The 24,210-nt window shown below is 61.3% G+C and carries 22 protein-coding genes; 14 read left to right on the plus strand and 8 right to left on the minus strand.

Features of this window, described 5'->3' with window-relative positions:
- The first annotated feature begins 67 nt into the window (after positions 1-67).
- Together PMI24_RS17135 and PMI24_RS17140 are read left to right on the plus strand one after the other, a co-directional pair.
- Positions 68-1,633 (plus strand): sugar ABC transporter ATP-binding protein, encoded by a 1,566-nt coding sequence (locus tag PMI24_RS17135; protein WP_007956053.1) that lies wholly within the window; start codon positions 68-70, stop codon positions 1,631-1,633.
- Positions 1,634-1,690: 57 nt separating this feature from the next.
- Positions 1,691-2,713 carry an ABC transporter permease gene (locus PMI24_RS17140; RefSeq protein ID WP_007956055.1) on the plus strand — a complete coding sequence of 341 codons (1,023 nt, stop codon included), beginning with the start codon at positions 1,691-1,693 and terminating at the stop codon, positions 2,711-2,713.
- A gap of 105 nt (positions 2,714-2,818) precedes the next feature.
- Here the strand turns inward: PMI24_RS17140 and PMI24_RS17145 are convergent, their stop codons facing one another.
- On the minus strand, positions 2,819-3,076 hold the full coding sequence (locus PMI24_RS17145) for a hypothetical protein (RefSeq protein WP_007956057.1): 258 nt from the start codon (positions 3,074-3,076) through the stop codon (positions 2,819-2,821).
- Between the two features lie 225 nt (positions 3,077-3,301).
- On the opposite strand from PMI24_RS17145, the gene PMI24_RS17150 reads away from it, so the two are divergent.
- Entirely contained in the window at positions 3,302-3,631 is a 330-nt protein-coding gene (locus PMI24_RS17150; protein WP_007956060.1) for a hypothetical protein, read from the plus strand.
- A gap of 57 nt (positions 3,632-3,688) precedes the next feature.
- Here PMI24_RS17150 and PMI24_RS17155 read toward each other — a convergent pair whose 3' ends face one another.
- The 4 genes from PMI24_RS17155 to PMI24_RS17170 all read right to left on the minus strand — a co-directional run bounded on the left by PMI24_RS17155 (position 3,689) and on the right by PMI24_RS17170 (position 7,602).
- Complete coding sequence (locus PMI24_RS17155; protein WP_007956062.1) at positions 3,689-4,102, minus strand: VOC family protein; 414 nt, start codon at positions 4,100-4,102, stop codon at positions 3,689-3,691.
- A gap of 159 nt (positions 4,103-4,261) precedes the next feature.
- Positions 4,262-5,206, minus strand: coding sequence for an alpha/beta hydrolase (locus PMI24_RS17160; protein ID WP_045121796.1), 945 nt, complete (start codon positions 5,204-5,206; stop codon positions 4,262-4,264).
- Between the two features lie 112 nt (positions 5,207-5,318).
- The gene (locus PMI24_RS17165; RefSeq protein WP_007956069.1) at positions 5,319-6,317 is read right to left on the minus strand and encodes an NAD(P)H-quinone oxidoreductase; all 999 of its coding nucleotides are present in this window, start codon (positions 6,315-6,317) and stop codon (positions 5,319-5,321) included.
- A gap of 64 nt (positions 6,318-6,381) precedes the next feature.
- Positions 6,382-7,602 carry a YbfB/YjiJ family MFS transporter gene (locus tag PMI24_RS17170; RefSeq protein WP_007956070.1) on the minus strand — a complete coding sequence of 407 codons (1,221 nt, stop codon included), beginning with the start codon at positions 7,600-7,602 and terminating at the stop codon, positions 6,382-6,384.
- Between the two features lie 112 nt (positions 7,603-7,714).
- Here PMI24_RS17170 and PMI24_RS17175 point away from each other — a divergent pair, with 112 nt between their 5' ends.
- Positions 7,715-8,590, plus strand: a complete 876-nt coding sequence (locus PMI24_RS17175; protein WP_007956071.1) for a LysR family transcriptional regulator — start codon at positions 7,715-7,717, stop codon at positions 8,588-8,590.
- Between the two features lie 327 nt (positions 8,591-8,917).
- Positions 8,918-9,580 carry a hypothetical protein gene (locus PMI24_RS29505; protein ID WP_238553835.1) on the plus strand — a complete coding sequence of 221 codons (663 nt, stop codon included), beginning with the start codon at positions 8,918-8,920 and terminating at the stop codon, positions 9,578-9,580.
- A gap of 50 nt (positions 9,581-9,630) precedes the next feature.
- On the opposite strand, the gene PMI24_RS17185 is transcribed toward PMI24_RS29505, so the two are convergent.
- Positions 9,631-10,353 carry a pirin family protein gene (locus PMI24_RS17185; RefSeq protein WP_007956073.1) on the minus strand — a complete coding sequence of 241 codons (723 nt, stop codon included), beginning with the start codon at positions 10,351-10,353 and terminating at the stop codon, positions 9,631-9,633.
- A gap of 211 nt (positions 10,354-10,564) precedes the next feature.
- On the opposite strand from PMI24_RS17185, the gene PMI24_RS17190 reads away from it, so the two are divergent.
- Together PMI24_RS17190 and PMI24_RS17195 are read left to right on the plus strand one after the other, a co-directional pair.
- The gene (locus PMI24_RS17190) at positions 10,565-11,515 is read left to right on the plus strand and encodes a GlxA family transcriptional regulator (RefSeq protein WP_007956074.1); all 951 of its coding nucleotides are present in this window, start codon (positions 10,565-10,567) and stop codon (positions 11,513-11,515) included.
- Positions 11,516-11,605: 90 nt separating this feature from the next.
- A complete protein-coding gene (locus PMI24_RS17195; protein ID WP_007956075.1) occupies positions 11,606-13,078 on the plus strand; it encodes an ATP-binding protein in 1,473 nt (490 codons plus the stop codon).
- On the opposite strand, the gene PMI24_RS17200 is transcribed toward PMI24_RS17195, so the two are convergent.
- Positions 13,040-15,823, minus strand: a complete 2,784-nt coding sequence (locus tag PMI24_RS17200) for an ATP-binding protein (protein ID WP_007956077.1) — start codon at positions 15,821-15,823, stop codon at positions 13,040-13,042. The two genes, PMI24_RS17195 and PMI24_RS17200, sit on opposite strands and share 39 nt — an antisense overlap.
- A 345-nt stretch (positions 15,824-16,168) precedes the next feature.
- On the opposite strand from PMI24_RS17200, the gene PMI24_RS17205 reads away from it, so the two are divergent.
- Positions 16,169-16,738 (plus strand): flavodoxin family protein, encoded by a 570-nt coding sequence (locus PMI24_RS17205; RefSeq protein ID WP_007956078.1) that lies wholly within the window; start codon positions 16,169-16,171, stop codon positions 16,736-16,738.
- Positions 16,739-16,745: 7 nt separating this feature from the next.
- Here PMI24_RS17205 and PMI24_RS17210 read toward each other — a convergent pair whose 3' ends face one another.
- Positions 16,746-17,147: a helix-turn-helix domain-containing protein gene (locus PMI24_RS17210; protein WP_007956080.1), complete on the minus strand. Its 402-nt coding sequence runs from the start codon at positions 17,145-17,147 to the stop codon at positions 16,746-16,748.
- A 247-nt stretch (positions 17,148-17,394) separates the two neighbouring features.
- On the opposite strand from PMI24_RS17210, the gene PMI24_RS17215 reads away from it, so the two are divergent.
- The 6 genes from PMI24_RS17215 to PMI24_RS17245 all read left to right on the plus strand — a co-directional run bounded on the left by PMI24_RS17215 (position 17,395) and on the right by PMI24_RS17245 (position 24,198).
- Positions 17,395-18,378, plus strand: coding sequence for an MBL fold metallo-hydrolase (locus tag PMI24_RS17215; protein WP_007956082.1), 984 nt, complete (start codon positions 17,395-17,397; stop codon positions 18,376-18,378).
- Positions 18,379-18,423: 45 nt separating this feature from the next.
- Positions 18,424-19,347 (plus strand): LysR family transcriptional regulator, encoded by a 924-nt coding sequence (locus PMI24_RS17220; RefSeq protein WP_007956084.1) that lies wholly within the window; start codon positions 18,424-18,426, stop codon positions 19,345-19,347.
- A 115-nt stretch (positions 19,348-19,462) separates the two neighbouring features.
- Positions 19,463-21,193: a hypothetical protein gene (locus tag PMI24_RS28580; RefSeq protein ID WP_007956086.1), complete on the plus strand. Its 1,731-nt coding sequence runs from the start codon at positions 19,463-19,465 to the stop codon at positions 21,191-21,193.
- An 86-nt stretch (positions 21,194-21,279) separates the two neighbouring features.
- Complete coding sequence (locus PMI24_RS17235; protein WP_007956088.1) at positions 21,280-21,696, plus strand: DoxX family protein; 417 nt, start codon at positions 21,280-21,282, stop codon at positions 21,694-21,696.
- Positions 21,689-22,315 carry an antibiotic biosynthesis monooxygenase gene (locus PMI24_RS17240; RefSeq protein ID WP_007956090.1) on the plus strand — a complete coding sequence of 209 codons (627 nt, stop codon included), beginning with the start codon at positions 21,689-21,691 and terminating at the stop codon, positions 22,313-22,315. The genes PMI24_RS17235 and PMI24_RS17240 overlap by 8 nt, the downstream gene beginning before the upstream one ends.
- Positions 22,316-22,359: 44 nt before the next feature.
- Positions 22,360-24,198, plus strand: a complete 1,839-nt coding sequence (locus PMI24_RS17245; protein WP_007956093.1) for an amidohydrolase — start codon at positions 22,360-22,362, stop codon at positions 24,196-24,198.
- The last annotated feature ends 12 nt before the right edge of the window (positions 24,199-24,210 follow it).

Raw genomic sequence — 24,210 nt, forward strand, 5'->3', positions numbered from 1 at the left:
GTCCGTTCAATAACAACAATAAGCCCGCAAGGTGGCGACCGCGACCTTGCTGATGGAGTACCTGATCATGTTCGCTTCAGCGACTGCTTCGAGCACCCCTTTGACGGGGAGCCCGCCCACTGCACTACCTGTCGAAGAGCCGTACCTGCTGGAGATCCTCAACGTCAGCAAGGGTTTCCCCGGTGTGGTGGCGTTGTCCGATGTGCAACTGCGGGTACGTCCCGGTTCTGTGCTGGCGCTCATGGGCGAGAATGGCGCGGGCAAATCCACCCTGATGAAAATCATCGCCGGCATCTACCAGCCAGACGCCGGCGAACTGCGCCTGCGGGGCAAACCGTTGGTGTTCGAAACACCACTGGCAGCGCTTCAGGCCGGGATCGCAATGATCCACCAGGAACTCAACCTGATGCCGCACATGAGCATTGCCGAAAACATCTGGATCGGCCGCGAGCAGCTCAACGGCTTGCACATGATCGATCACCGGGAAATGCACCGCTGCACGGCGAAACTGTTGGAGCGCCTGCGGATCAACCTTGATCCCGAAGAGCTGGTCGGCAATCTGAGTATCGCCGAGCGGCAGATGGTCGAGATCGCCAAAGCCGTGTCCTACGACTCCGACATCCTGATCATGGACGAACCGACATCGGCCATCACCGACAAGGAAGTCGCTCATCTGTTCTCGATCATTGCCGACCTGAAAAGCCAGGGCAAAGGCATCATCTACATCACCCACAAAATGAACGAAGTGTTCGCGATCGCCGATGAAGTGGCGGTGTTCCGCGACGGTGCCTACATCGGCCTGCAACGTGCCGATTCCATGGACAGCGACAGCCTGATTTCGATGATGGTCGGTCGCGAGTTGAGCCAGTTGTTTCCGGTGCGTGAAAAGCCGATCGGCGATCTGTTGCTGTCGGTGCGCGACCTCAAGCTCGATGGCATCTTCAAGGGTGTTTCCTTCGACCTGCATGCCGGGGAAATCCTGGGCATTGCCGGGTTGATGGGCTCCGGCCGGACCAACGTGGCCGAAGCGATCTTCGGCATCACGCCCAGCGACGGTGGCGAGATCCGCCTCGATGGCGAGGTGGTGCGCATCAGCGATCCGCACATGGCGATCGAGAAGGGCTTCGCGCTGTTGACCGAGGATCGCAAACTCAGTGGTCTGTTCCCGTGCCTCTCGGTGCTGGAAAACATGGAAATGGCGGTGCTGCCGCACTACGCCGGCCACGGGTTCATCCAGCAAAAAGCCTTGCGCGCCTTGTGCGAAGACATGTGCAAGAAGTTGCGGGTGAAAACCCCGTCGCTGGAACAGTGCATCGACACCCTGTCGGGCGGCAATCAGCAGAAAGCCTTGCTGGCCCGCTGGCTGATGACCAATCCGCGAATCCTGATTCTCGACGAGCCGACCCGCGGCATCGACGTCGGCGCCAAGGCCGAGATTTACCGGCTCATCGCCTACCTCGCCAGCGAGGGCATGGCGGTGATCATGATTTCTTCGGAACTGCCGGAAGTGCTCGGCATGAGCGACCGGGTGATGGTCATGCACGAGGGCGACCTGATGGGCACCCTCGACCGCAGCGAGGCGACTCAGGAGCGGGTGATGCAACTGGCTTCGGGCCTGTCCTCGGTTCATTAATGGATACCGCTGGCGGCCGAGGCCGCCGTCGATGATGCGATAGAAAGGTGAGTGGTTATGAACGCGATACTGGAAAACAAACCGGCCACGGCACCGGTCAAGAGTCGTCGGCGCTTTCCGACGGAACTGAGCATTTTCCTGGTGCTGATCGGCATTGGCCTGGTGTTCGAACTGTTCGGCTGGATCGTGCGCGACCAGAGCTTTCTGATGAACTCCCAGCGGCTGGTGTTGATGATCCTGCAAGTGTCGATCATCGGTCTGCTGGCGATTGGCGTGACCCAGGTGATCATCACCACCGGTATCGACCTGTCGTCGGGCTCGGTGCTCGCGTTGTCGGCGATGATAGCGGCCAGTCTGGCGCAGACCTCGGATTTCGCCCGGGCGGTGTTCCCGTCACTGACCGATTTGCCGGTCTGGATTCCGGTGATTGCCGGGCTCGGTGTCGGGCTGCTGGCGGGGGCGATCAACGGCAGCATCATCGCCATCACCGGGATTCCGCCGTTCATTGCCACACTGGGCATGATGGTGTCGGCCCGTGGCCTGGCGCGTTACTACACCGAAGGCCAGCCGGTGAGCATGCTCTCGGATTCCTACACGGCGATCGGCCACGGCGCGATGCCGGTGATCATCTTTCTGGTGGTGGCGGTGATCTTCCACATCGCGCTGCGCTACACCAAATACGGCAAATACACCTACGCCATCGGCGGCAACATGCAGGCGGCGCGCACGTCCGGTATCAACGTCAAACGCCATCTGGTCATCGTCTACAGCATCGCCGGGTTGCTGGCGGGGCTGGCCGGCGTGGTGGCTTCGGCTCGCGCCGCCACCGGACAGGCCGGGATGGGCATGTCCTATGAGCTGGATGCGATTGCCGCCGCAGTTATCGGTGGTACCAGTCTGGCGGGCGGGGTGGGGCGCATCACCGGCACGGTGATCGGCGCACTGATCCTGGGGGTGATGGCCAGCGGGTTCACGTTTGTCGGGGTCGATGCGTATATCCAGGACATCATCAAGGGACTGATCATCGTGGTCGCGGTGGTGATCGACCAATACCGCAACAAGCGCAAGCTCAAACGCTGAAGTCCATCATCCCGGCCTTGGAAAAGGGATGCGCGTAAAACAGTCAAGCCGATCGGAAGATCGGCTTTTTTGTGTCTGCGAAAACTGCAGAGGCGGCAAAGTCGTTCAGGGTTTCTTTTCTTCCATCCCATCCTTTGAGCCACTGGATGTTTGCGCATCCTTCTCTGTCTCGTGGGACTCTGCACCGGAGTTCGACCCCGAGGCTTCCTCACCCTTTTTGTCGGCCTTGTCTTCCTTGGATTCGGTGCCTCCCTGATTGACTCCAGGAATGCCGGTTGGCGGGACGCTGCTTCCCGCCATTGCAAGCGGTGCGGTGGCAGACAAAAGACTTCCAAGCATGAGGGCTGCAATGGTTCTGTTCATCGTCGGGGCTTCCGCGTCGGTTGGATTTACCTTGGAAAATCAGAGGCGAAACAAAGTGCCGAGCGGCTGACGGGCGGGAGAGGTGGGAGACGGGTGGCTGTGTAGCCGCGCATCTGTGTGGAGAGCCTCCGGTCGAGCATGGCTGCAACAGGCGGCAAATTGCTGGCCCCCGAATGTTTCAAGTCCCGGCAAACTCGCCTTTTTTCAAAAGGTTAGGTGGGCTATATGCGGACGATTGTCATCACCGTAGCAACGCTTTCCCTCGCTCTGTTCGCGTTGGAGGCCCAGGCCAGGGAACTGAGCAAGAGCCATCGTTTTGCGTGTACCTGGGGTTCGGACATCGCCGCCGGTGCGCAACAATCGAAGCTTTCGGGCATTTCTCTTTATGGTGCGCGCAAGCGCTTGCAGGCGCGCAAGTTCCAGCAACCGTGGATGCGCATGACCGCCATGGGCATCACCGAGCAGACCTACGACAGCGCGTCGCGGCTCAAGCCGGCGGCCGTCAAGCAGACCTACTACGAACAGTGCGTTCGGCACGAGCTGGCCCAGCGTTGAACGCAAAAGCCCGGCCTGAAGAGGTCGGGCTTTTTCATGTCCGGTGCAATGAGAGCGTCACTTGTCACTTTCGCAATTGACCATCCACGACACGCCAAAACGATCCACCAGCATGCCGAAGCGCGCTGCCCAGAAGGTGGCTTCCAGCGGCATGTCGACACGACCGTCCTTGGCCAGGGCGTTAAACACCCGTTCGGCCTCGGCGATGCTGTCGACATTCAGGGAAATCGAGCAACCGCTCATGCCTTGGGTCGGGCGGTCGGGCGTGGTGTCCGACGCCATGAGCATCTGATCGCCGACTTTCAGGCAGGTGTGGATGATCAGGTTGTGATGCTCTTTGGGGACATGTTCGGCGGCTGGGGTTTCGCCGAAGGTCATCATCGCTTCGAGTTTGCCTTGCAGGCATTGCTCGTAAAACGTGAAGGCCGCGCGGCAGTCGCCGTTGAAGATCAGGTACGGGTTGATTTTCATGAGGGTGCTCCCGAATAGGCAGTTAGACGCGGCGCGGCCGGGTGTGTCGAAGCAGCGTCATGGATTGACTCCATCCAGCAAAGCGTTAGAACGCCGGATTGCCAGCCGATGCTGCAAGAATTTCCTTTCGGGGTGACCGATGGTCTGCGGGGAGGGGCGTCAGGAGTCGCGCGGGTTCTTCTGTACCGCGGCGCCCGCCACCCGGGCGGCAGGTCGGGTTTGCATCAGCGCATCGATCGCCTTGCGATAGTTCTGTCCGCCCAGCGCCATGCTGTTGTTGTGCGTTGCGCCCGGCACCAGCAACAGGCGTTTCGGTTGTCGGGCAGCGGCGAACAGTTGCTCGCTGAAGCGTGACGGCACGAATGCGTCGGCCAGGCCGTGCACCACCAGCAGCGGCATGTGGATCTCGGCGATCTTGTCGATGGAATCGAATTTCTGCGACAGCAACCAACGCACCGGAAGAGAGGTATTGGCCACGGCAGCCGCGACATCCGCCAGTGACGTGAACGTGGATTCGATAACCAGTCCCCGCACCGGCAGTGGGGTGTGATTTCTGGCAGCATCGCGGCCAAGTTCGGCAGCCAGATCGATGGCGACAGCGCCCCCCAGCGAATGCCCGTAGATCAGGCGTTTGTTCGGGTCCGGTTGCAACAGCTGGAAGCGTTCCCAGGCCACCCGCGCATCTTCGTACACCGTGCTTTCCGACGGCAGGTCGCCATGGCTCTGGCCGAAGCCGCGATAGTCGATGGCCAGTACCGAATAACCTGCTGCGCGCAATTGCTCGATACGAAACAGTTGCCCGGTGAGGTTCCAGCGTACGCCGTGCAGATAAAGAACGGCCGGAGCATCGGCGCGCTCCGCCGGCCACCACCAGGCGTGAATGTTTTGCCCGGCCTTGAAGCTTTTCGGTTTCAGATCGAGTTCCTGCACGCTGCCGGGCAAGCCGTGATACCAGCCGGCGGTGCCCGGTTCGATGCGGAACAACAGCTTGCGTTCGGTGTGTTCCAGCACGGCACAACTCGCCGGCACGCCGATGATCAGGGCGGCCATGCAGGCGAACGCCAGACGGCGGCGTCGAAGTCGGGTCATGAAGGCAAGGAACATTAAACGTTTCACCACGGCGTGGACAAAGAACGCTTTTTACCAGATGCCTAGACTCGCGCGTGACATTTTCGACCACCGCACGCCTGCAACGATTACAAAATGCTGCAACGACTCAGTCGATCTTCAGCACGATCTTGCCGATGTGGTCGCCCGCTTCCATGTGCGCATGGGCCTTGGCTGCGTCGGCGAGCGGGTAGACCTTGTCGATGATCGGCAGGCAGCGTCCGGCGGCGAGCACCGGCCAGACGTGTTCGCGCAACTGATCGGCGATGGCAGCTTTTTCCGCCGAGGTACGTGCGCGAAGCAGGGAGCCGGTGACCACTGCGCGCTTGCCGAGGATCGCCAGCAGATCGATGTCATTGGCCCGCGCGCCACCGAGGAAACCGAGCATCACCAACCGCCCATCCATCCCCAAGGCGCTGATATTCCCGTTGAGGTACGAGCCGCCCATGATGTCGAGGATCACATTGACGCCCTGGCCGGCGGTTTTTTCAGCGATGACAGCGGCGAAATCCTGTTCCCGGTAGTTGATCGCTTCGCCGCCCAGATTGTGGATCGCTGCGCATTTGTCCGCACTGCCGGCGGTGGCGAAGGCTTCGATGCCAAACTCGCGGCACAGCATCAACGCGGTGGTGCCGATGCCGCTGGTTCCGCCGTGGATCAAGGCGCGCTGGCCACGGCTGGCGCTGCCGAGGCCGAACAGATTGGCCCACACCGTGAAAAAGGTTTCCGGAATTGCAGCTGCCTGAATCCAGTCCAGCCCATCGGGAATCGGCAGGGCCTGGCCGGCCGGGACCGTGCAGTATTCGGCGTAACCTCCGCCATTGGTCAGCGCGCAGACCCGGTCACCGACCGCGAATGTGCTGACGCCGTTGCCAATCGCCACGACTTCGCCGGCTACTTCAAGGCCAGGAATCGGGTTCATGCCGGGCTTCATCGGGTATTTGCCGGCACGTTGCAGGGCGTCGGGGCGATTGATGCCGGCGGCGTGTACGCGGATCAGTATTTCGCCTTCTGCGGCGACCGGCAGCGGGACGCGTCGGGATTGCAGAACTTCGGGCCCGCCCGGTTCGGTGATTTCGATTCGGGTCATTTCGGTAGGCAACGTCATTTTCGATTCCTCTTGAAACAAGTGATCAGTAGATGGGAGCACAGGCAGGGCGCAATGATTCCCCTCATTGGGCGCAGCAGCGTTGTTCGACGGAGGAGGGCAGCAGTTTCATGGCGTGCTCAAGTATCAGCGCGATCACGATGGCACCGCCGGCAATCACAAAGAGCAGGACATGCTGTCCGCCCGTGGCGTTGAACAGCGCCGAATAGGCGAATCCGGCCAGCGCCTGAAACGTGGCGAACGACACCGTGGCGCGGCTCCACGCCACCTGTTGGCGATGATGATCCGGCACCAGCTCATGCACCCGGGCCAATGCCAGCGGGACAATGCCCGGTGGAAACGAACCGAGGATCACCGCCAGCAGCGCCAAGGCGAGGAACGAATGCGAAATGGCCAGCAAGCCAAGGGTGATCGCCTGCACCACCAGCACCAGACGAATGCCGGTCCGCGCGCCGAGATGATCGGCGAGGAAGCCATAACTCACCGGGCCGACGATGGCGCCCAGCCCGTACATGATCCAGACCAGCGCGCCGACGTGCGCCCCGGCGCCCAGTCCACGGGCGACGTAATCCACCAGGAAAACCATGGCCGGTACCAGCCCGGCGGCCATGAACGCGTACTGGGCAAACAGCAGATAAACAGCAGGCGGTGTCGATTCGACCGGATCCACCTGAGCCGTTGCGGTGGTTGCATGGGGCAGCTCTGAGGGCCAGCCGAACCAGCTCAAAGCCGTCAGTGCAAGCGACAATACGCCCAATCCCAGCCAGGTCGCCTCCAAACCCAGACTTAACAGCAGCGGAACAATCGTGCCCGAGCCGGCGATACCCAGACCGATGCCGAGGAAAATTGCCCCGCTGGCCAGGCCTTTGCGCGCGGCCGGTACGTGGGGCAGCACGGTCGCGGCCACCAGCACCATGATCGCGCCGCCCGCGATACCGGACAGCAGGCGCCAGCCGAAATACCAGCTCACCGACACCGGGTACGCACAGGCGAAAAACGCCACGGTCACCGCCAGCATCATCAGCCGCAAGGCGTTTCTCTGGGTGAGCCGGCGTGCCAGCGGTCGGCCGAGGAGGGCGCCGATCAGGTAACCGACCAGGTTGGCCGCGCCGAGATAGACCACATCATGGGCGGAAAACCACTGCGCCTGAATCAGCGAAGGGATCAGCGGCGTGTAGGCGAAACGCGCCAGACCGATGCTGACCAGGCTGGCGCAGAGTCCGGCGAAGATCGCCAGCCAGACACTCGTGTCCGGACGTTCAGGCGAAGCAGTTGAAGTGCGCATGACGGCAATCCTGTGGAAAGGTTTATGGCGTCCAGCATATCGGCTATCGTTGCTGCGTTAATGCAGCGAGTTTGCGTGGTTACGATGCGTTTATGCATCAATGGAGAACGGTATGAACTGGGATGACGCACGGGTATTTCTTGCGGTCTGCCGCGAGTCGACATTACGCGGCGCCGCGCGCGTGCTGGGCGTGGATCAGGCGACGGTCGGGCGACGCATCACCGCACTGGAAAAGTCGCTGGGCGCGACCTTGTTCCTGCGCACCTCCGAGGGCTATGCACTGACGGCCGTCGGCGAAGCGGCGCTCAAGTCGGTGGAAAAAATGGAGCATTCGGCGCTGGAGCTGGAGCGGCGTATCCAGGGCCTGGACGATCGCCTGACCGGCAGTGTGCGAGTCAGCACCACCGATTCGCTGGCCATCGATTTCCTGATCCCGGCCATTGCGCAGTTGCACGAACGGCATCCGGACGTGCGCGTACAACTGGACGCCTCCACGCAGATCCTCAGCCTGGCCAAACGCGAAGCGGACATCGCCGTGCGCAACACCCGCCCGGACAACCCGGACCTGATCGCCCGGCGCATCGCGCGCTGGCCGGTGGGGCTGTTTGCCTCGCAGGCCTATGTCGACAGGCATGGTGTGCCGGCGCCGGGCAGTGCGTTTGAGGGCCATGATCTGGTGGTGTACCAGCCATATCTGCAAGGCAACAAGGACCTGACCCTGGTGACTGAGCCCGTGACTCGCGGGCGGATCGTCGCCGGTCTGAGCTCCAGTCTGCTGGTCCGACGCTCGATTGCCGCCGGTCTGGGTGTAGGAGAAATTCCGGTCTACATGGGCGAGCGCGATGGTCTGCTCAGGCTGTGGCCGGAGCGTACGCGGCCGTTGCCTTATGAAGTGTGGCTGGTGACCCATGCGGATTTGCGCCATACCGCGCGGGTCAGGGCGGTGATCGAGCAGATTGTCGAAGCGTTTGCGCTGGAGAATGAGTAGTCCTTGATGCCGTGTAGGACGGCTACATCAGCTGACGATCTTGCCTACAACAGCGCCAGAATCCGCTGGCTTGTGAGTTTTTTGGCCGGGCCCTATCGTTTCTCACACCCGGAGTGAACAGGTGAAATGCTCCGAGGTAATCAATCCAGGGAAGTGTTGATAAACGTCAGAGGTGCGGAATTGATTGCAAGGGAATTCAGCCAATTTCAAGCAAGCGACATGGCCGGGCAAACGGATAGTAGTGAGTCTATGAACTACATAACGCGAGACGAATTCAGCGCCAGGATCGAGGTCATCGAGACACGAATCGATGCACGGATCGAATCCATGTCCGCCAAGATCGATGGCTTTCTGACCCAGCAGGCCGAGCGGGACAAGGTGCGGTTGGAGCAGGAGCAGTCTCAGGAAGCTGCTCGATTGGAGTTGGAAGCAACTCGACTGGAGCGAGAGCGCTCTCAGGAAGCCGCTCGTCTGGAACGAGAGCGCTCTCAGGAAAAAGTTCGACTGGAACAGGAGCAGGCTCGGAAAGAGGCTCGGCTGGAGCGAGAGAGGACTCAGGAAGAAGTCCGCCTGACTCGGGAGCGGTATCTGGAGGATTTTCGCCAGGAGCAAGAAAGGATTCGGCTGGCAAGGGAAAAGGCCAATGAAAAAGCCTGGCTGGAGCGAGAGAAGACTGAGCAAAGAATTCGTCTGGCGCAGGAAAAGGTTCATCAGGAGCGCGACAAACGTTATGCGTTGATGACGGCTCGTATGGATCGATCCCTGGAGCGTATAGACGAGGCAATGAGAATGGTCTCGACGAACAAGGCGAATTACTGGGCCGCGACCACCGTACACTTTCTGGGGATGGTTGCCATTCTCGTCGGGTCCTACTACGCGAATCAGGCAAACGTGCTCGTCACGATGCAGACAACCCTGGCAATGGTTCAGTCGGTGAAAGAGGCTGGAAATTCTGCCCCGGCAGTGCTGATGACCTTGCCTGCAGAATGAAAAACGGCCTTCAACGAAGGCCGTTTTTTCGAGTGATGAAAACCACGGGCTTATGGCATTTCCGGCAATTCCTGCGGGCGCAGGTCAAACACCAGGACCTCGGCATCATGGCCATTGCTCAGGGTCAGTGCCTGTTCTTCACGAACCCGCACGCCGTCGCCTTCCTTCAACTGCACGCCGTTCAGTTCAACGCTGCCGCGAGCAACGTGCACGTAGGCATAGCGGTTGGCAGGCAGCTTGAGGGTGACGCTTTCCTGGCCATCGAACAGCCCGGCATACACCCGTGCATCCTGGCGCACTTTCAGCGAGCCGTGGCTGCCTTCGGGTGAAATGATCAGTTGCAGGCGACCGCGTTTTTTCTGTTCGCTGAAGTGCTCTTGCTGGTAACGCGGTTTCGCGCCGCTGACGTCCGGCACGATCCAGATCTGCAGGAAGTGCACAGGCTTGGTCGCCGAGTGGTTGAACTCGCTGTGGGCCACGCCGCTGCCGGCGCTCATCAGTTGCACATCGCCGGGGCGGATCACCGAACCGGTGCCGAGGGTGTCCTTGTGTTCCAGGGCGCCTTCGAGCACATAGGAGAAAATCTCCATGTCACGGTGCGGGTGCTGGCCAAAGCCCTTGCCGGCGGCGACGCGGTCATCGTTGATCACCAGCAGGTCGGAGAAACCCTGTTCACGCGGGTCACGGTAGCTGGCGAAGGAAAAGGTGTGGAACGACTTCAACCAGCCATGATTGGCCAGACCACGGTCGGAAGCTTTACGAAGGGTCAGCATGATGAAATCTCCTTTCAGGACGTTGATTCGTCCGAGTGAGGAGAAGGTTAATGGTTACCATGCGATACAATAAGTAGATGAAAATTGAAACACTGTCCGTTTTGAGTTGACAGTTGTGAGCACTGGATCACGCATTCTTTTCCAACGGTTCCACCGTATCTGGCCATAATGCGCACACTTATGATTCCACATAGATTTTGGTGATACCCCCATGAAGACCGTGGCAATGGTGCTGTTTCCGGAATTTCTGCTGCTCGACATGGCCGGGCCGCTGGAGGTCTTTTCGGTTGCCAACCGCTACCTGAAACCGGAGGCCCACTATCACCTGACCACTCTGGGCACCGAGCGCGGGCCATTGCGTGCGTCCAATGGCGTCCTCGTGCACACCGATCGGCATATCGACGAAGCCAATGAGCGCTACGACTTGCTGCTGGTGCCGGGTGGCCCTGGCGCCTACAACGAAAAACACCCGCCGTTGCTCGACTGGCTGCAAGGCGCGGTCAAGCGAGCTGGGCAATATGGCTCGATCTGTACCGGCGCCTTCGTGCTGGGTCACGCCGGCTTGCTCGACGGCTATCGTGTGACCACCCACTGGAATTACACCGAACGCCTGATCAAGGGGTTTCCGAAGGCAAACGTCGCGACCGACCAGATTTTTGTCGCGGATCGCAACCTGATCACCTCCGGAGGCGTCACGGCCGGCATCGATATGGCGTTGGCGGTGGTCGCCCGCGATCATGGCAAAAAGGTTGCCCAGGACGTGGCCAAGGTGCTGTTGGTGGTGATGAAACGTCAGGGCGGGCAAGCGCAGTTCAGCCCGTTGATGGCGGCAGTGGCGCCCCAGGAAACCCCGATCACCCGGGTGCAGAATCATGTGCTGGAGCATCTGGAGGAAGCCTTCACCGTCGAGCGCATGGCAGGTCTTGCGAACATGAGTGCACGGCACTTCGCCCGGGTGTTCGCTCGCGAGGTCAACATGACGCCCATGGAATTCCTGCAAAGTGCGCGTATCGATTGCGCGCGAAATCTGCTGGAAACCAGCGATCTGCCGCTGAAAACCGTCGCCTACAAAAGCGGTTTCGGCAGTGTGCGGCACATGCGTTTTCTGTTCGGCGAAAAGCTCGGGCTGACCCCGACGCAATATCGCGAACAGTTCAGCTAGAGCAGTTCTGTCCGTTACGGGCATCCGGATGTCCGTGCTGGACCCCGCGTAGTGGTTGTACCGTCATCGAGGCCTGCGAAGATAACGGACATGAACAGCCTCAACGAATTGAACTCGGCGTCGGTCCTGCGTTTCGGGCCGTATGCGTTCCATTTGCGCCAACGGCTGATCCTCGAAGGGGATCGGCAATTGCGCATGGGCGGTCGTGCGCTGGACATTCTGCAAGTGCTGGTCGAGCGCGCCGGACGGGTGGTCAGCAAAGAGCAATTGATCGCGCTGGTGTGGCCGACGTCGGTGGTCGAGGAGATCAACCTGCGGGTGCACATCGCCGCGTTGCGCCGGGCCCTCGGTGATGGTGAAAACGGTCAGCGCTACATCGTAAATGTGCCGCAATGCGGGTACAGTTTCGTGGCACCGGTGCAGGGCGACAGCGTCGCCCAAGTGGTGTTCGAAAGCCTGCAAGCGCCCCAACACAATTTGCCCGCGCGGCTGACGCCGGTCACCGGGCGCGATTCACTGGTCGGTGGTCTGGTCCGGCAACTGCCGTTATCCCGGCTCCTGACGGTGACGGGACCTGCCGGCGTCGGCAAGAGCACCGTGGCGTTACGCGCAGCGGAACTGCTGCTGCAACATTTTCGAGACGGCGTGTGGCGGGTGGATTTGTCGCAGATCGACGAAGACACCCCGCTCCTCGATCACCTGCTGAAAACCCTCGACATCGATTTCCCCACCCTGGCCGCGCGCCACGCCTTGTTGGTGCTGGATAATTGCGAGCACCTTCACGCAACCTGTCGGAGCTTGCTGGAAACATTGCTCGACGCCGCGCCCCGTCTGTCGATCCTGGCCACCAGCCGCGAACCGTTGCGTCTCGGTCTGGAAGTCCTCCAGCCGCTGCCACCCCTGACCCTTCCCAAAGCCTCGGCCCTCAACAGCGTCGCCGAGGTCATGGGCTATTCGGCGGTGCAGCTGTTTGTCAGTCGTGCCCGTGCGCGTCAACACGGCTTCAGTCTGCGTGAGCAGGATCTGGAAACGGTGCGCGATATCTGTCGGCGGCTCGACGGTCTGCCATTGGCGATCGAACTGGCAGCCGCGCAGATCGATGCGCTGGCGCTGGTCGGCCTTCAGACGCAACTGGATCAAGGCCTGCAAGTTCTGAGTCACGGTCGCCGCACCGCCGTGACACGCCACCAGTCGATGAAGGCTGCGCTGGACTGGAGCTATCAGCGCTTGAGCGAACAGGAACAACGCGTGCTGCAACGCTTGTCGGTGTTCAAGATGGCATTCACCCTGGATGCCGCCATCGGCGTGATCAGTTGCGCGCAATTACCACCCTCGACACTGGTGGCAGTGGTCGAGCAGTTGGCGGCCAGGTCATTGCTGACAACGGACCGATCCAGCGGAGCACTGCGCTATCGAATGCTCAACACCACGCGCCGCTATGCCCGCGAACAGCTGGAGCAGGGCGGCGAACTGAGTGATGTCGAGCGTCGGCACGCGCGCTACCTGGGCCGTACCCGGCCAGCCTCAAGCGGCCGACTGACCGCGCAGTTCGTCGAGCAGTAAACGCACCTTGCGCAAATCCGGGGTGGCATAGCCTTCGGTGAAGCGCTGGTAGATCGGTGTCAGCAATTCGAGTGCCTCATGGTAGCGCGACTGGCGCTGCCACAACTGCGCCAGCGACGTCGCGCTGCGCAGTTCCCAGGCCAGGGCGCCTTGCGTCCGCGCAATCTCGAGCGATTGCTGCAAGGCGCTTTCGACCGTGTGATGACAGGGCGAATCAGCCGCCAGCAATCGCTCGGCCCGAGCCCGCAAGATCTCTGCCGTGCTCCATCCGGCCGCGCCACTTTGTGCTCGTTCGAGCAACGCATCATCAACGAAACCCGGATCCAGCGTGACCATGATTTCCCTGACCAGGCCGCTGTCGGCAGGCGGGATGGCGGGGGCGTTGTCGGCGTCGATCACCTGCGCGTAGTGCCGGGCCCACGTGTAGAACAGCAGCACAGAATGCTTCTGCGCCTGTTCGAGCAGCAGTTGCAGCAGCGCGCGGGCGTTTTGTACGTCGCCGTTGTAATGGGCGATCAGGCACGAGGCGAGTGCCAGGGTGTAGCAGATCGAGGTGCCGTGGTTGATCTGCACCGCGATGTCCAGCGCCTGCCGCGCCGTGCGCCAGGCCTGCTCGGGAAAACCTTGCAGCCACAACACTCGGGCGAGGACGGTCAGCGAGGCGACGCTCTGATCGTATTGCACGCCGAAACCGTGAGTGAAACGGTTGAGATGGCCGCTGTGGGCCATGCGCTGAATGACCTGTTCGGCGTGGATTCGCGCCTGATGCTGATCGCCGGCGTAATGCAGCGCGAGCACCCGCAAGCGGTGGGTACTCAGGGACAACTGCGCATCGCCGTGCACACCGAGGCTTTCGAATTGCTCGCTCTGCTCCAGCGCCATCTGGTAATGCCCGCAACTGAGATTGACCGCCATGTGCCCCGACACGGCGCGCAATTGCCCGGCCTTGTCGTCGTGCCTTTCCGCCAAGAGACGGGCACTGGCAAAGGCTTCGATGGTTTCCGGCGTGCCGCCCCAGGTGTGATAGCAGGCGCTGCCGAGGGCCAGTTTCAAGGCGATTTCCAGTCGCGGGCAGGGCTCGTCGGAGGACGCCAGCAACGCGAGTGCCCGGCGCACATGAACGCCGTACTCCTTGAGCAGGGACAGCTCCTGCCACAACGGCGCCGATGTCGCCGTCAGGCGCACGCCGAGCGCGCGCGAGCCTTGGTCATTCAACGTCCAGTCCAGTGCTGCTCGCAAGTCTTCAAGACCACGGGCGTAACGCTCGATCCAGACTTCGGTCGCTGTGTTTTCCCAATCGGCCTGGGCCTGATGCATCAGCGCCAGGCTGCGTTCGGCATGGCGTTCGCGGGTTTCGCCGAGCTCGGTGGCCTGGTCGAGTTTTTCCAATGCATAGCGACGAGTCGTGTCGAGCAGGCGATAAAACACTTCTTCATCACCGACCTCGACGTTGAGCAGCGACTTGGCGACCAGTTGCGTGATCGAGGCAAACACTTCGTTCGACTCGATGTGCTGACCGACGATAACCGCCGCCGCCGATTCCAGCGTGAACGCGCCACGAAACACACCCAGTCGACGCAGACCGGTCTGTTCGCAGGCGTTGAGCAGATTGAAACTCCAGTCCAGCGTAGCGCGCAGGGTTTCATGCCGGCCGAGGCGCGTCTGATTGCCCGCCGGCAAACGCCCCTGAAGCTGACTCAGCAAACCGTCCAGCCCAAGGCCCGCGACCTGCGCGGCGGCCAGTTCCAGTGCCAGCGGAATGCCGTCCAGCCGTCGACAGATGTCGATGATCAACGGCAGATCAGCGTTACCCGGTTCAAAGTGTTCGTGCGCCGCCATCGCCCGTTCGACGAACAGTTGCAGCGCAGAAAATCCCATCGCCTGATCGCGGTCGAGCACTGCAATCGGTGGCGGGCAATCGAGAGATTCCAGGCGCTGCACATACTCGCCCTCGGCGCGCAGGCTTTCGCGGCTGGTGGCCAGAATGTGCACCTGCGGCGCGCCACGCAGAATGCTTTCGCTGAGCAACGCCACGGCGTCGATCAAGTGCTCGCAGTTATCGATCACCAGCAGCATCTGCCGCTCGCGCAGGCTGTTGATCAGGCAGGCCATCGGTTCACTGTCATGCAGCGAAAGGTCCAGCAGGGCGGCGAGGTGCGAGCAGATCGAAGCGGGATCGTTGAGTGGCGCCAGATCCAGCAGACGAATCCCGTCGCGATAACGGCCGATCAGCTGTTCGGCGACGCGCAGGGCCACGGTGGTCTTGCCGATGCCGCCGGGGCCGACCAGGGTGATGCAGCGCTGGCGCGGCAGTTGCGTCATCAGGCTGTCGACCACCGACTGGCGACCGATCATCCGCGTGCGGCGCAATGGCAGGTTATGCCGGCCAATAGTGGCGGCGGGGCGTTGTTCAATCGATTGCAGCACGACCGGCGCGACGAAACTGTAGCCGCGCTGCGCCACCGTGACGATGTAGCGTTGCCCGGCCTGACCGTCGCCGAGGGCCTTGCGCAACGCGGCCATGTGTACCCGCAGATTGATGTCTTCCACCACGCTGTCCGGCCAGACCCCGGCGATCAGCTGCTGCTTGCTCACCACCTCGCCGGCGTGGGCCAGCAGGATCAGCAGAATGTCCATGGCGCGGCGGCCCAGGCGCAAAGGCTGGTCGCCTTCAAGCACCAGCCGCTGGCCGGGATGGATCCGATAGGGGCCGAAACCGATGGCCTGATTCGGGGAAAGACTCAACCGCTCACTCCTTCGACGTTTTTTATGATCCTGGTCCGCCTCGGTGAAGAATCCGTGACGGGCAGGGCGGGGAGCGACTCGAGGGTCACGCAAGCCGTCTAATCCGCAGTATCCGCGCATATTCCTCAGGATTTGTCGCCAGTGCAACGTGCGCACAATGCACGCGCCCCGGCATCGCTCGGCATCCAGTGCCGTCACCACTGTATTTAAAGGCCGGAACCCGTGCCGGAACCCGTGCCGGTTCACCCGACAGCCGGGAAAAATTAACAACGATTAACTCGTCCGCGCCCGCTTCAGAGCCAAAACTCCGGGGCAATGGAATGCATACGTCCGGAGGACGCTGCGATGAGCAAGGTAGTGGTGGTCTATCACAGTGGCTACGGGCACACCCGCGTCATTGCGCAGGCAGTGGCCCAAGGTGTGGAACGCCACGTGGGCAGCACCTGCCTGTTGCTGGCGGTGGAAGACGTCGAAGCCCACTGGGATGACCTGCACCGCGCCGACGCCATCATCTTCGGCGCGCCGACCTACATGGGCAGCGCCTCGGCGGCGTTCAAGCAATTCATGGAGGCCACGGCCTCGTTCTACCTTGCCCGGCCGTGGCGCGACAAGCTCGCGGCGGGCTTCACCAATTCCGGCAGCCTGTGCGGCGACAAGCTCAACACCCTGTTGCAAATGGCGGTGTTCGCTGCCCAGCACTCGATGATCTGGGTCGGGCTCGATCTGCTGCCGGCGCGTGCGTGCGAAGGTGTGTTCGACGGCCAGTTGAATCGCCTCGGCAGCTCCCTCGGCGCCATGTCCCAATCCTGCGTCGAGCAACCGCCCGAGCAGGCACCACCACTGGAAGACCAACAAACCGCCGCGCACCTGGGCGAGCGGGTGGCGCGACTGGCTCAGCGGATGGCTCGGGAGTGAAACCGCCTCAGCGGTTTTTCATGACCTGACAACGCCACGCAAACGGATTGATCCCTTCGCTGCGGGTGAAAATGTGGCAGAAGTGCGCCTGATCGCAGAAACCGCATTCGAGGCTGATCTGCGTAAGGCTGTGGTTCGTGTGCTGGATCAACAGCTTGGCCCGGGCAATGCGCTGGGTGCGGATCCAGTCTTGTGGCGAGTACCCGGTGCTGCACTTGAACGCCCGGGAAAAATGGCTGCGCGACAGTGAGCAGGCGCTGGCCAGTTCGGTGACTTCAAGGCTGTCGCCGAGGCGTTCGAGGATCAGCTGTTTCACCAGCCGCTCACGTTGCGGGCTGAGGCCGCCGGTGCTGGTCTTGCGGGGTTCGCTGGCAGGGGCGCGGGCGACGGTTTGCTGTAAGTGAGCCATGGCCAAGGTCCGTGTCGGTGGGGAACGCACGGTCAGCGCTTTCCCTCAGGTCAATAAAACAACGCTGCGCAGAGGGATTCATTGTTTGGCGAGGGGCGAAGGCTGACGAGTTAAACGTTGTTAATTCCACTGTCAGCTCCAACTCAGCACACCGCTGCAAGTCCCCATGACGGGAACCGGGCAGGATGGCGACGATGGGGAGCGGGCCATAAGGGCCGCAGAATCGGGCTCGTTCGAGGGGATGAATATGAAAGGTTTGTTCAACGGCGCAATCGGCGTGGCGTTGGTCGGTGTGATGTCCACCGCCATGGCGCAGGCGCCGCAGGTCGGCACGCAGGCGCCAGGCTATTTTCGACTGGCGTTGGGCGATTACGAAGTGACGGCGCTGTTCGACGGCTACAACGATTTGTCGCCGAAGCTGCTGCAGGGCATGAGCCAGAGCCAGATTCGCGCCTTGCTGGCCCGCCGCTCGATTGAAACGCCGGGTGTGCAGACCGCGTTCAATGCGTTCCTGGTCAACACCGGCAAACAATTGATTCTGGTGGATACCGGCGCGGGCCAGTGCATCGGCGCCACTGCCGGCCAGCTCTCGGCGAACATGCGGGCGGCGGGCTACAAGCCGGAACAGGTCGATGCGATTCTGCTGACTCACCTGCACCTGGATCACGTCTGTGGACTGGTCGACGGCCAGCAACAACCGATCTTCGCCAATGCGACGGTTTACGCCGCCAAGGCAGAAGCCGATTACTGGCTCGACCCGCAGGCCCTCGCCAAGGCACCAGCCGGCGCGCGGGAGTTCTTCAAGATCGCTCAGGACTCTACCGCGCCATACGTCTCCGCCGGGCGCTTCAAGACATTCGCGGTGGGCCAGTCGCCGTTGCCGGGCTTGGTCGAAGCCACGCTGGAAGCCGGGCACACGCCGGGCAGTACCACTTACCGTTTTACTTCACAGAATCAGAGCATCGTGTTCATGGGGGATCTGGTGCACAACCTCGCGGTGCAGTTCGATCATCCTGAGGTAGCGATCAGCTTCGACGTCAACAGCCAGCAAGCGATCAAGAGTCGTAACGCGGTGTTCAGTGCAGCGGCAGCCAGCAAGACCTGGGTAACGGCTGCGCACTTGCCGTTCCCGGGCATCGGCCATATCACCGCGGTCGACAAACACTTCCAGTGGGTGCCGGTCGAATACGGTCCCTACAAACGCGCGGCCAAAGTGCCGCTCATCGAGTAAAGTGCCCACCTTTCACGTCAGGCTCAAACAAGGAAAACGTGCCCCATGAACCGAAACGATCTGCGCCGCGTCGACATGAACCTGCTGGTGATTTTCGAAGCATTGATGTTCGAAAAGAACCTGACCCGCGTCGCCGAAAAACTGTTCATGGGCCAACCGGCGGTGAGCGCGGCGCTGGGCCGCTTGCGCGATCTGTTCGACGACCCGCTGTTGCTGCGCAACGGTCGCGGCATGGAACCGACGGCGCGGGCGCTGGCGATTCTTCGGGAACTGCAACCGGCGATGGACGTGATTTCCGGTGCGGTCAGCCGGGCGAAGGAATTCGATCCGGCGACCAGTTGCGACGTGTTTCGCATCGGCCTGTCGGATGACGCCGAGTTCGGTCTATTTCCACCGTTGCTGCGCCAGTTGCAGGAAGAGGCGCCGGGGATCGTGGTCGTGGTGCGACGCGCCAACTACCTGCTGATGCCGACGTTGCTGGCCTCCGGGGAAATCTCCGTCGGCGTGAGTTACACCACCGATCTGCCGGCCAACGCCAAGCGCAAGAAACTGCGCGACATTCCCTGCAAGGTTCTGCGCGGCGACAACCGCCCGGGCCCGCTGACTCTCGACGAATACTGCGAGCGGCCTCATGCGATGGTGTCGTTCTCGGGGGATCTGAGCGGCAACATCGACGTGGACCTGGCCAAGGTCGGTCGCAGCCGCCGGGTGGTACTCGGCGTTCCGCAATTCAGCGGCTTGCGCGCGCTGCTGGCCGGCACCGAGATGATCGCCACCGTGCCGGACTACGCCGCGTGTGCGTTGGTCGAAGGCTGTGCGTTGCGAGCTGAAGATCCGCCGTTTCCGATTGATGCGGCGCAACTGTCGATGGCCTGGAGCGGGGTGCATGACAACGATCCGGCGGAGAAGTGGCTGCGGTCGCGGATCAGTCAGTTCATGTCGGTGACGCTGGATATTCCGGTGGTTTAAGCGTGCCGTTCGTCTGAATCAACCCGCAACCTGTTAGTTCTGACAGTGGTGCGTGCTTGTCTTCCCGTGTTTGATGGGCCAATGCCGAAGCGGCCAGTTATCAAGGGAAGTGAATATGGACACGCCGATTCCTGCGCTCACCCGTGACGATCTGCCACCACTGGCAATTGAAGAAAGTTCGAAGGGTTTCCTGGTGCCAGCGGCCGCCCGGTACAACCTGACGGTAACAATCGACTTCCCTTGGTTGCCAGGGGACTTTATTACGATCAAGGTGGCTGGAACTCCAGGTTCCGGTTCCTATACGTCGCCGCGAATCCCGATCGGCGGATTCAAACGCCCTTTTACGACCCACATTGACACCACATTGGTGGCTTTCAATCTCGGGCTGACTGTCATCGCCTTTTACACGCTTTACCGTGGCACTGAACCGTCTGTGGAATCACAACCTTTGCCGCTTTACATACCGCTCATCAACCAACTTGATCTGCCCCTGCCGGTGATTAAAGAGGCAAGCGACGAAGGTGAGGGCCGTGACCTGGATGTGAGCGAACTGACTGAGGTTACATTGCGTATCCGGTCATGGCTGCTGAGCAGGCGCGAGCAGTTCTTCTGGCTCCTGCTCACAGGTGTGAAGCCCGACGGCGATGTCTGGGAGGCCTGGTATTGGCAAGCGCCGGAGAACGTCGTCGGTAATGGATTCAGTCTCGGATATTACGAACAAAAGGTCCCTGCTGCACCGCTGCAAGGTCTGAAAAATGGCAGCGTGCTGACGTTGAGTTTTTGGGCCGGGCTGCAAAACAGTCCGGATCAATCCGATGCCCAGGCATTTGCCCATCGAAACTACATCGTACGGACTGCACCTGTGAGGGCGCCGAGGATAATGTCGGTGACGGGGCCGCAGGGGCTGATTGCCGACGGCGGGGAAACTCCGTCCAGCCGTGTCACCGTCGATGGTGTTGGCACTGACGGTGCCGAGGTTGTGCTGTTTGATGGGCAAACACGCCTGGACTCGGTTTTGGTTAACGCCGGCACCTGGCAGTTTTCAGTCACGGCATTGACTGACGGCGAACACGTCTTCAGGGCCGAATATGTTGACGGCGGAGCGTCCAACACCTGGACGATAAAGGTTGTTTTCAGCCAAGAACTGAGGATCAAGGAGGCCCCGGACAACGTCACCTTGAACCCGGCGGATGCTGAGGTGAGCCTGACCGCCGTTTTGAATGTTCCCGACGACGCCGACTTCGTCAGTGCCACTTGGGCTGCCGAACCCGGTACGCCGTCTGCCGGTTCTCGCACTACGGCTTTGGTCCCCGTAAGTGCGATGCTCATGGAAATACCGTTGCCGGTCGCACTGGTGGCTTACAGCATGAATAAAACTGCAGCTATCTCGTTCACACATGTACGAGGTACGTCGGCACCGGTTACTTCGACACCCTGGCCGCTGAAGGTTTTGCCCATACCTGAGGCGTTGCGGATTCCGCCTGTGATCGCCGAAGCGAAAGGCACTGAACTCGACCTGAAAGATGTCGTTGCCGGCGCGACTGTGCAATTTCTCACCTGGCTGGGTATTGCCACCGGACAACGGCTTGAATTGAAGCTGACCGGTTTTAATGCCAGCGGCACCGAGCACAACCTCTCCATCTGGACAGACTCGCGCAATGCGGTACATCGGGCATGGGTGACGGCAGGCCGCTACAGCACGCTCATCCGCTCCGACTACATGCTTGCGCTCGGACCCGGAAGCACCTTGTCTGTGTTGTTCGCCGTGTACATGGATCAGGTGCCGGGTTCGGTAGCGCGTATCGATTTCAAAGCGCGGGAATACACAATCAAGGACACCCGTTGACCTGAGGACAAAAGAGCACACCTGTTCAATTTTGCCCTACCTGTTCGTTGCACTATTTGCGGCAATGATCGATCAAGGGTAGGGCCATGCAACTTTCTCAGCGCAATGACCAGGCGCAAAACCTCGGCCTGCTGTTCCTGCGAGTGACCGGCGGGTTGTTTCTGCTGTTTGTCCACGGCTTGCCCAAGCTGCTGGACTTCACCGCGCAGCTGCAACTGATCGAAGACCCGTTTCACCTCGGGGCCCACCTCACTTTGATTCTGGCGATCTTCGCCGAAGTCCTCTGCCCGCTACTGATCGTCGCCGGAGTGCTGGCGCGTCTGGCGTGCTTGCCTATTCTGTTTGTGCTGCTGGTGGCGCTGCTGCTTGTGCATCCGCAATGGAGTGTGGCCGAAGGGCAGTTCGGCTGGTTGCTGTTGATCCTCTTCACCACTGTTCTGATCGCCGGGCCGGGACGGCTGGCGCTCAATGTTCGTTTGCCCGGAGTGCTCCGTTATGCCTGATGCCCAGACCCTGAAAAAACCGGGACCCGAAGAAACCGTGACGCTGATCGTCAAGCACCGGGTCAAGGCCGGTTTTGAAGCGCCTTACGAAGCCTGGCTGCGCAATATCGTCAGCGTGGCGGGGCGCGAAGAAGGGCATCTGGGCGTGGACGTGATGCGCAGCCAGCAGGGCGGCCTGGCATTGTTCACCTGCGTGCTGCGTTATTGCTCGACCGACGCGATGCAGCGCTGGCTCGACTCGCCGCAGCGTCAGAAGCTGATCGATGAAGCCGCGCCGATGCTCGCCGACGGCGACCAGACCGAAGTCAACGCAGCCAATGAATTCTGGTTCACACCGACGGCCGAAGCCGGTTCGCCGCCACCGCGCTGGAAGCAGGCGGTGGTGACGCTGCTGGTGATTCTGCCGCACACCTTGCTGGTGCCGCTGATCTGGGGGCCGCTGCTGCAACTCAATGACTTTCTCTCCAACTACGTGGTCGCCACGTTCCTGATCACCCTGACCATCGTAGTGTCGGTGGTCTACGTGTTCATGCCGCCAGTGACCCGTCTGTTTGCGCCGTGGCTAGAAGCCGGTCAGTCACACAAACACCACGAATCCAACGCAAACCCGCCGCGCTGAGCCGGCGGGTTTCGCTCCGTTTCACTTATCTCGAAGGAACTGCGATGAACGCCGATCTGATTCTGTTCAATGGCCAATTTCATACGGTAGACCGCGAAAAACCCCTCGCCAGTGCCGTGGCGATCAAGGACGGCCGCTTTGTCGTCGTCGGTAACGATACGCAAGCCATGGCCCTGCGCGGCGCCGGTACGCAAGTGGTCGACCTCAAGGGCCGCTGCGTGATTCCCGGCCTCAACGACTCGCACTTGCACCTGATTCGTGGCGGCTTGAACTACAACCTCGAACTGCGCTGGGAAGGCGTGCCATCGCTGGCCGATGCGCTGCGCATGCTCAAGGATCAGGCCGACCGTACTCCGACCCCGCAATGGGTGCGCGTGGTCGGTGGCTGGAACGAATTCCAGTTCGCCGAAAAGCGCATGCCGACCCTCGAAGAAATCAACCAGGCCGCGCCGGACACCCCGGTGTTCATCCTGCACCTGTATGACCGCGCACTGCTCAACCGCGCCGCATTGCGCGTCGCCGGCTACACCCGCGACACGCCAAACCCGCCGGGCGGCGAGATTGTGCGCGATGCCAACGGCAACCCGACCGGCATGCTGGTGGCGCGGCCGAACGCGATGATTCTGTACTCGACGCTGGCCAAGGGGCCGAAGCTGCCGCTGGAATATCAGGTCAACTCGACCCGCCAGTTCATGCGCGAACTCAATCGCCTCGGCCTGACCAGCGCCATCGATGCCGGCGGCGGTTTCCAGAACTACCCGGACGATTATCAGGTGATCGAACAACTGGCCAAAGACGACCAGTTGACCGTGCGCATCGCCTACAACCTGTTCACCCAAAAGCCGAAAGAAGAACTGACCGATTTCCAGAACTGGACCGGCAGCGTCAAGTTGCATCAGGGCGATGACTTCCTGCGCCACAACGGCGCCGGCGAGATGCTGGTGTTCTCGGCAGCCGACTTCGAAGACTTCCTCGAACCGCGTCCGGACCTGCCGCAGACCATGGAACAGGAACTGGAGCCGGTAGTGCGCCACCTGGTCGAGCAGCGCTGGCCGTTCCGTCTGCACGCCACCTATAACGAATCGATCAGCCGCATGCTGGATGTGTTCGAGAAGGTCAACCGTGACATTCCGTTCAACGGTTTGCCGTGGTTCTTCGACCACGCCGAAACCATCACCCCGCAGAACATCGAGCGGGTGAAAGCGCTGGGCGGCGGCATCGCGATTCAGGATCGCATGGCGTTCCAGGGCGAATACTTCGTCGACCGCTACGGCAAGCAGGCCGCCGAAGCCACGCCACCGATCAAACGCATGCTCGCCGAAGGCGTGCCGGTCGGCGCGGGCACCGATGCCACGCGGGTGTCGAGCTACAACCCGTGGACCTCGCTGTACTGGATGGTCAGCGGTCGCACCGTTGGCGGGCTGGCGCTGTACGAAGAAGGTTTGCCACGCACCACCGCGCTGGAACTGTTCACCCACGGCAGCGCCTGGTTCTCGTCCGAGCAGGGCAAGAAGGGCCAGATCAAGGTCGGTCAACTGGCGGACCTGGCGGCACTCAGCGCGGACTTCTTCCATGTCGAAGAAGAAGCGATCAAGTGGATCGAGTCGGTGCTGACCGTGGTCGGCGGCAAGATCGTTTACGCCGCCGGTGACTTCGAAAAACTCGGGCCGGCCAGCGTGCCGGTGCTGCCGGACTGGTCGCCAGTGGTGAAAGTCCCGGGCCATTGGCGCCCGAATTCGCCCTTGCAGGCCCAGGTTCACCAGTGCAGCGGCCCGTGCGCGGTGCATACCCACAGCCATGAAAAAGCGCGGATGTCGAATGCGCCGGTCAGCGATTTCGCCGGTTTCTGGGGCGCGTTCGGTTGCTCCTGCTTCGCGTTCTGATGCTTTTGAAAA

The organism is Pseudomonas sp. GM25 (assembly GCF_000282255.1).
GTDB lineage: Bacteria > Pseudomonadota > Gammaproteobacteria > Pseudomonadales > Pseudomonadaceae > Aquipseudomonas > Aquipseudomonas aphyarum.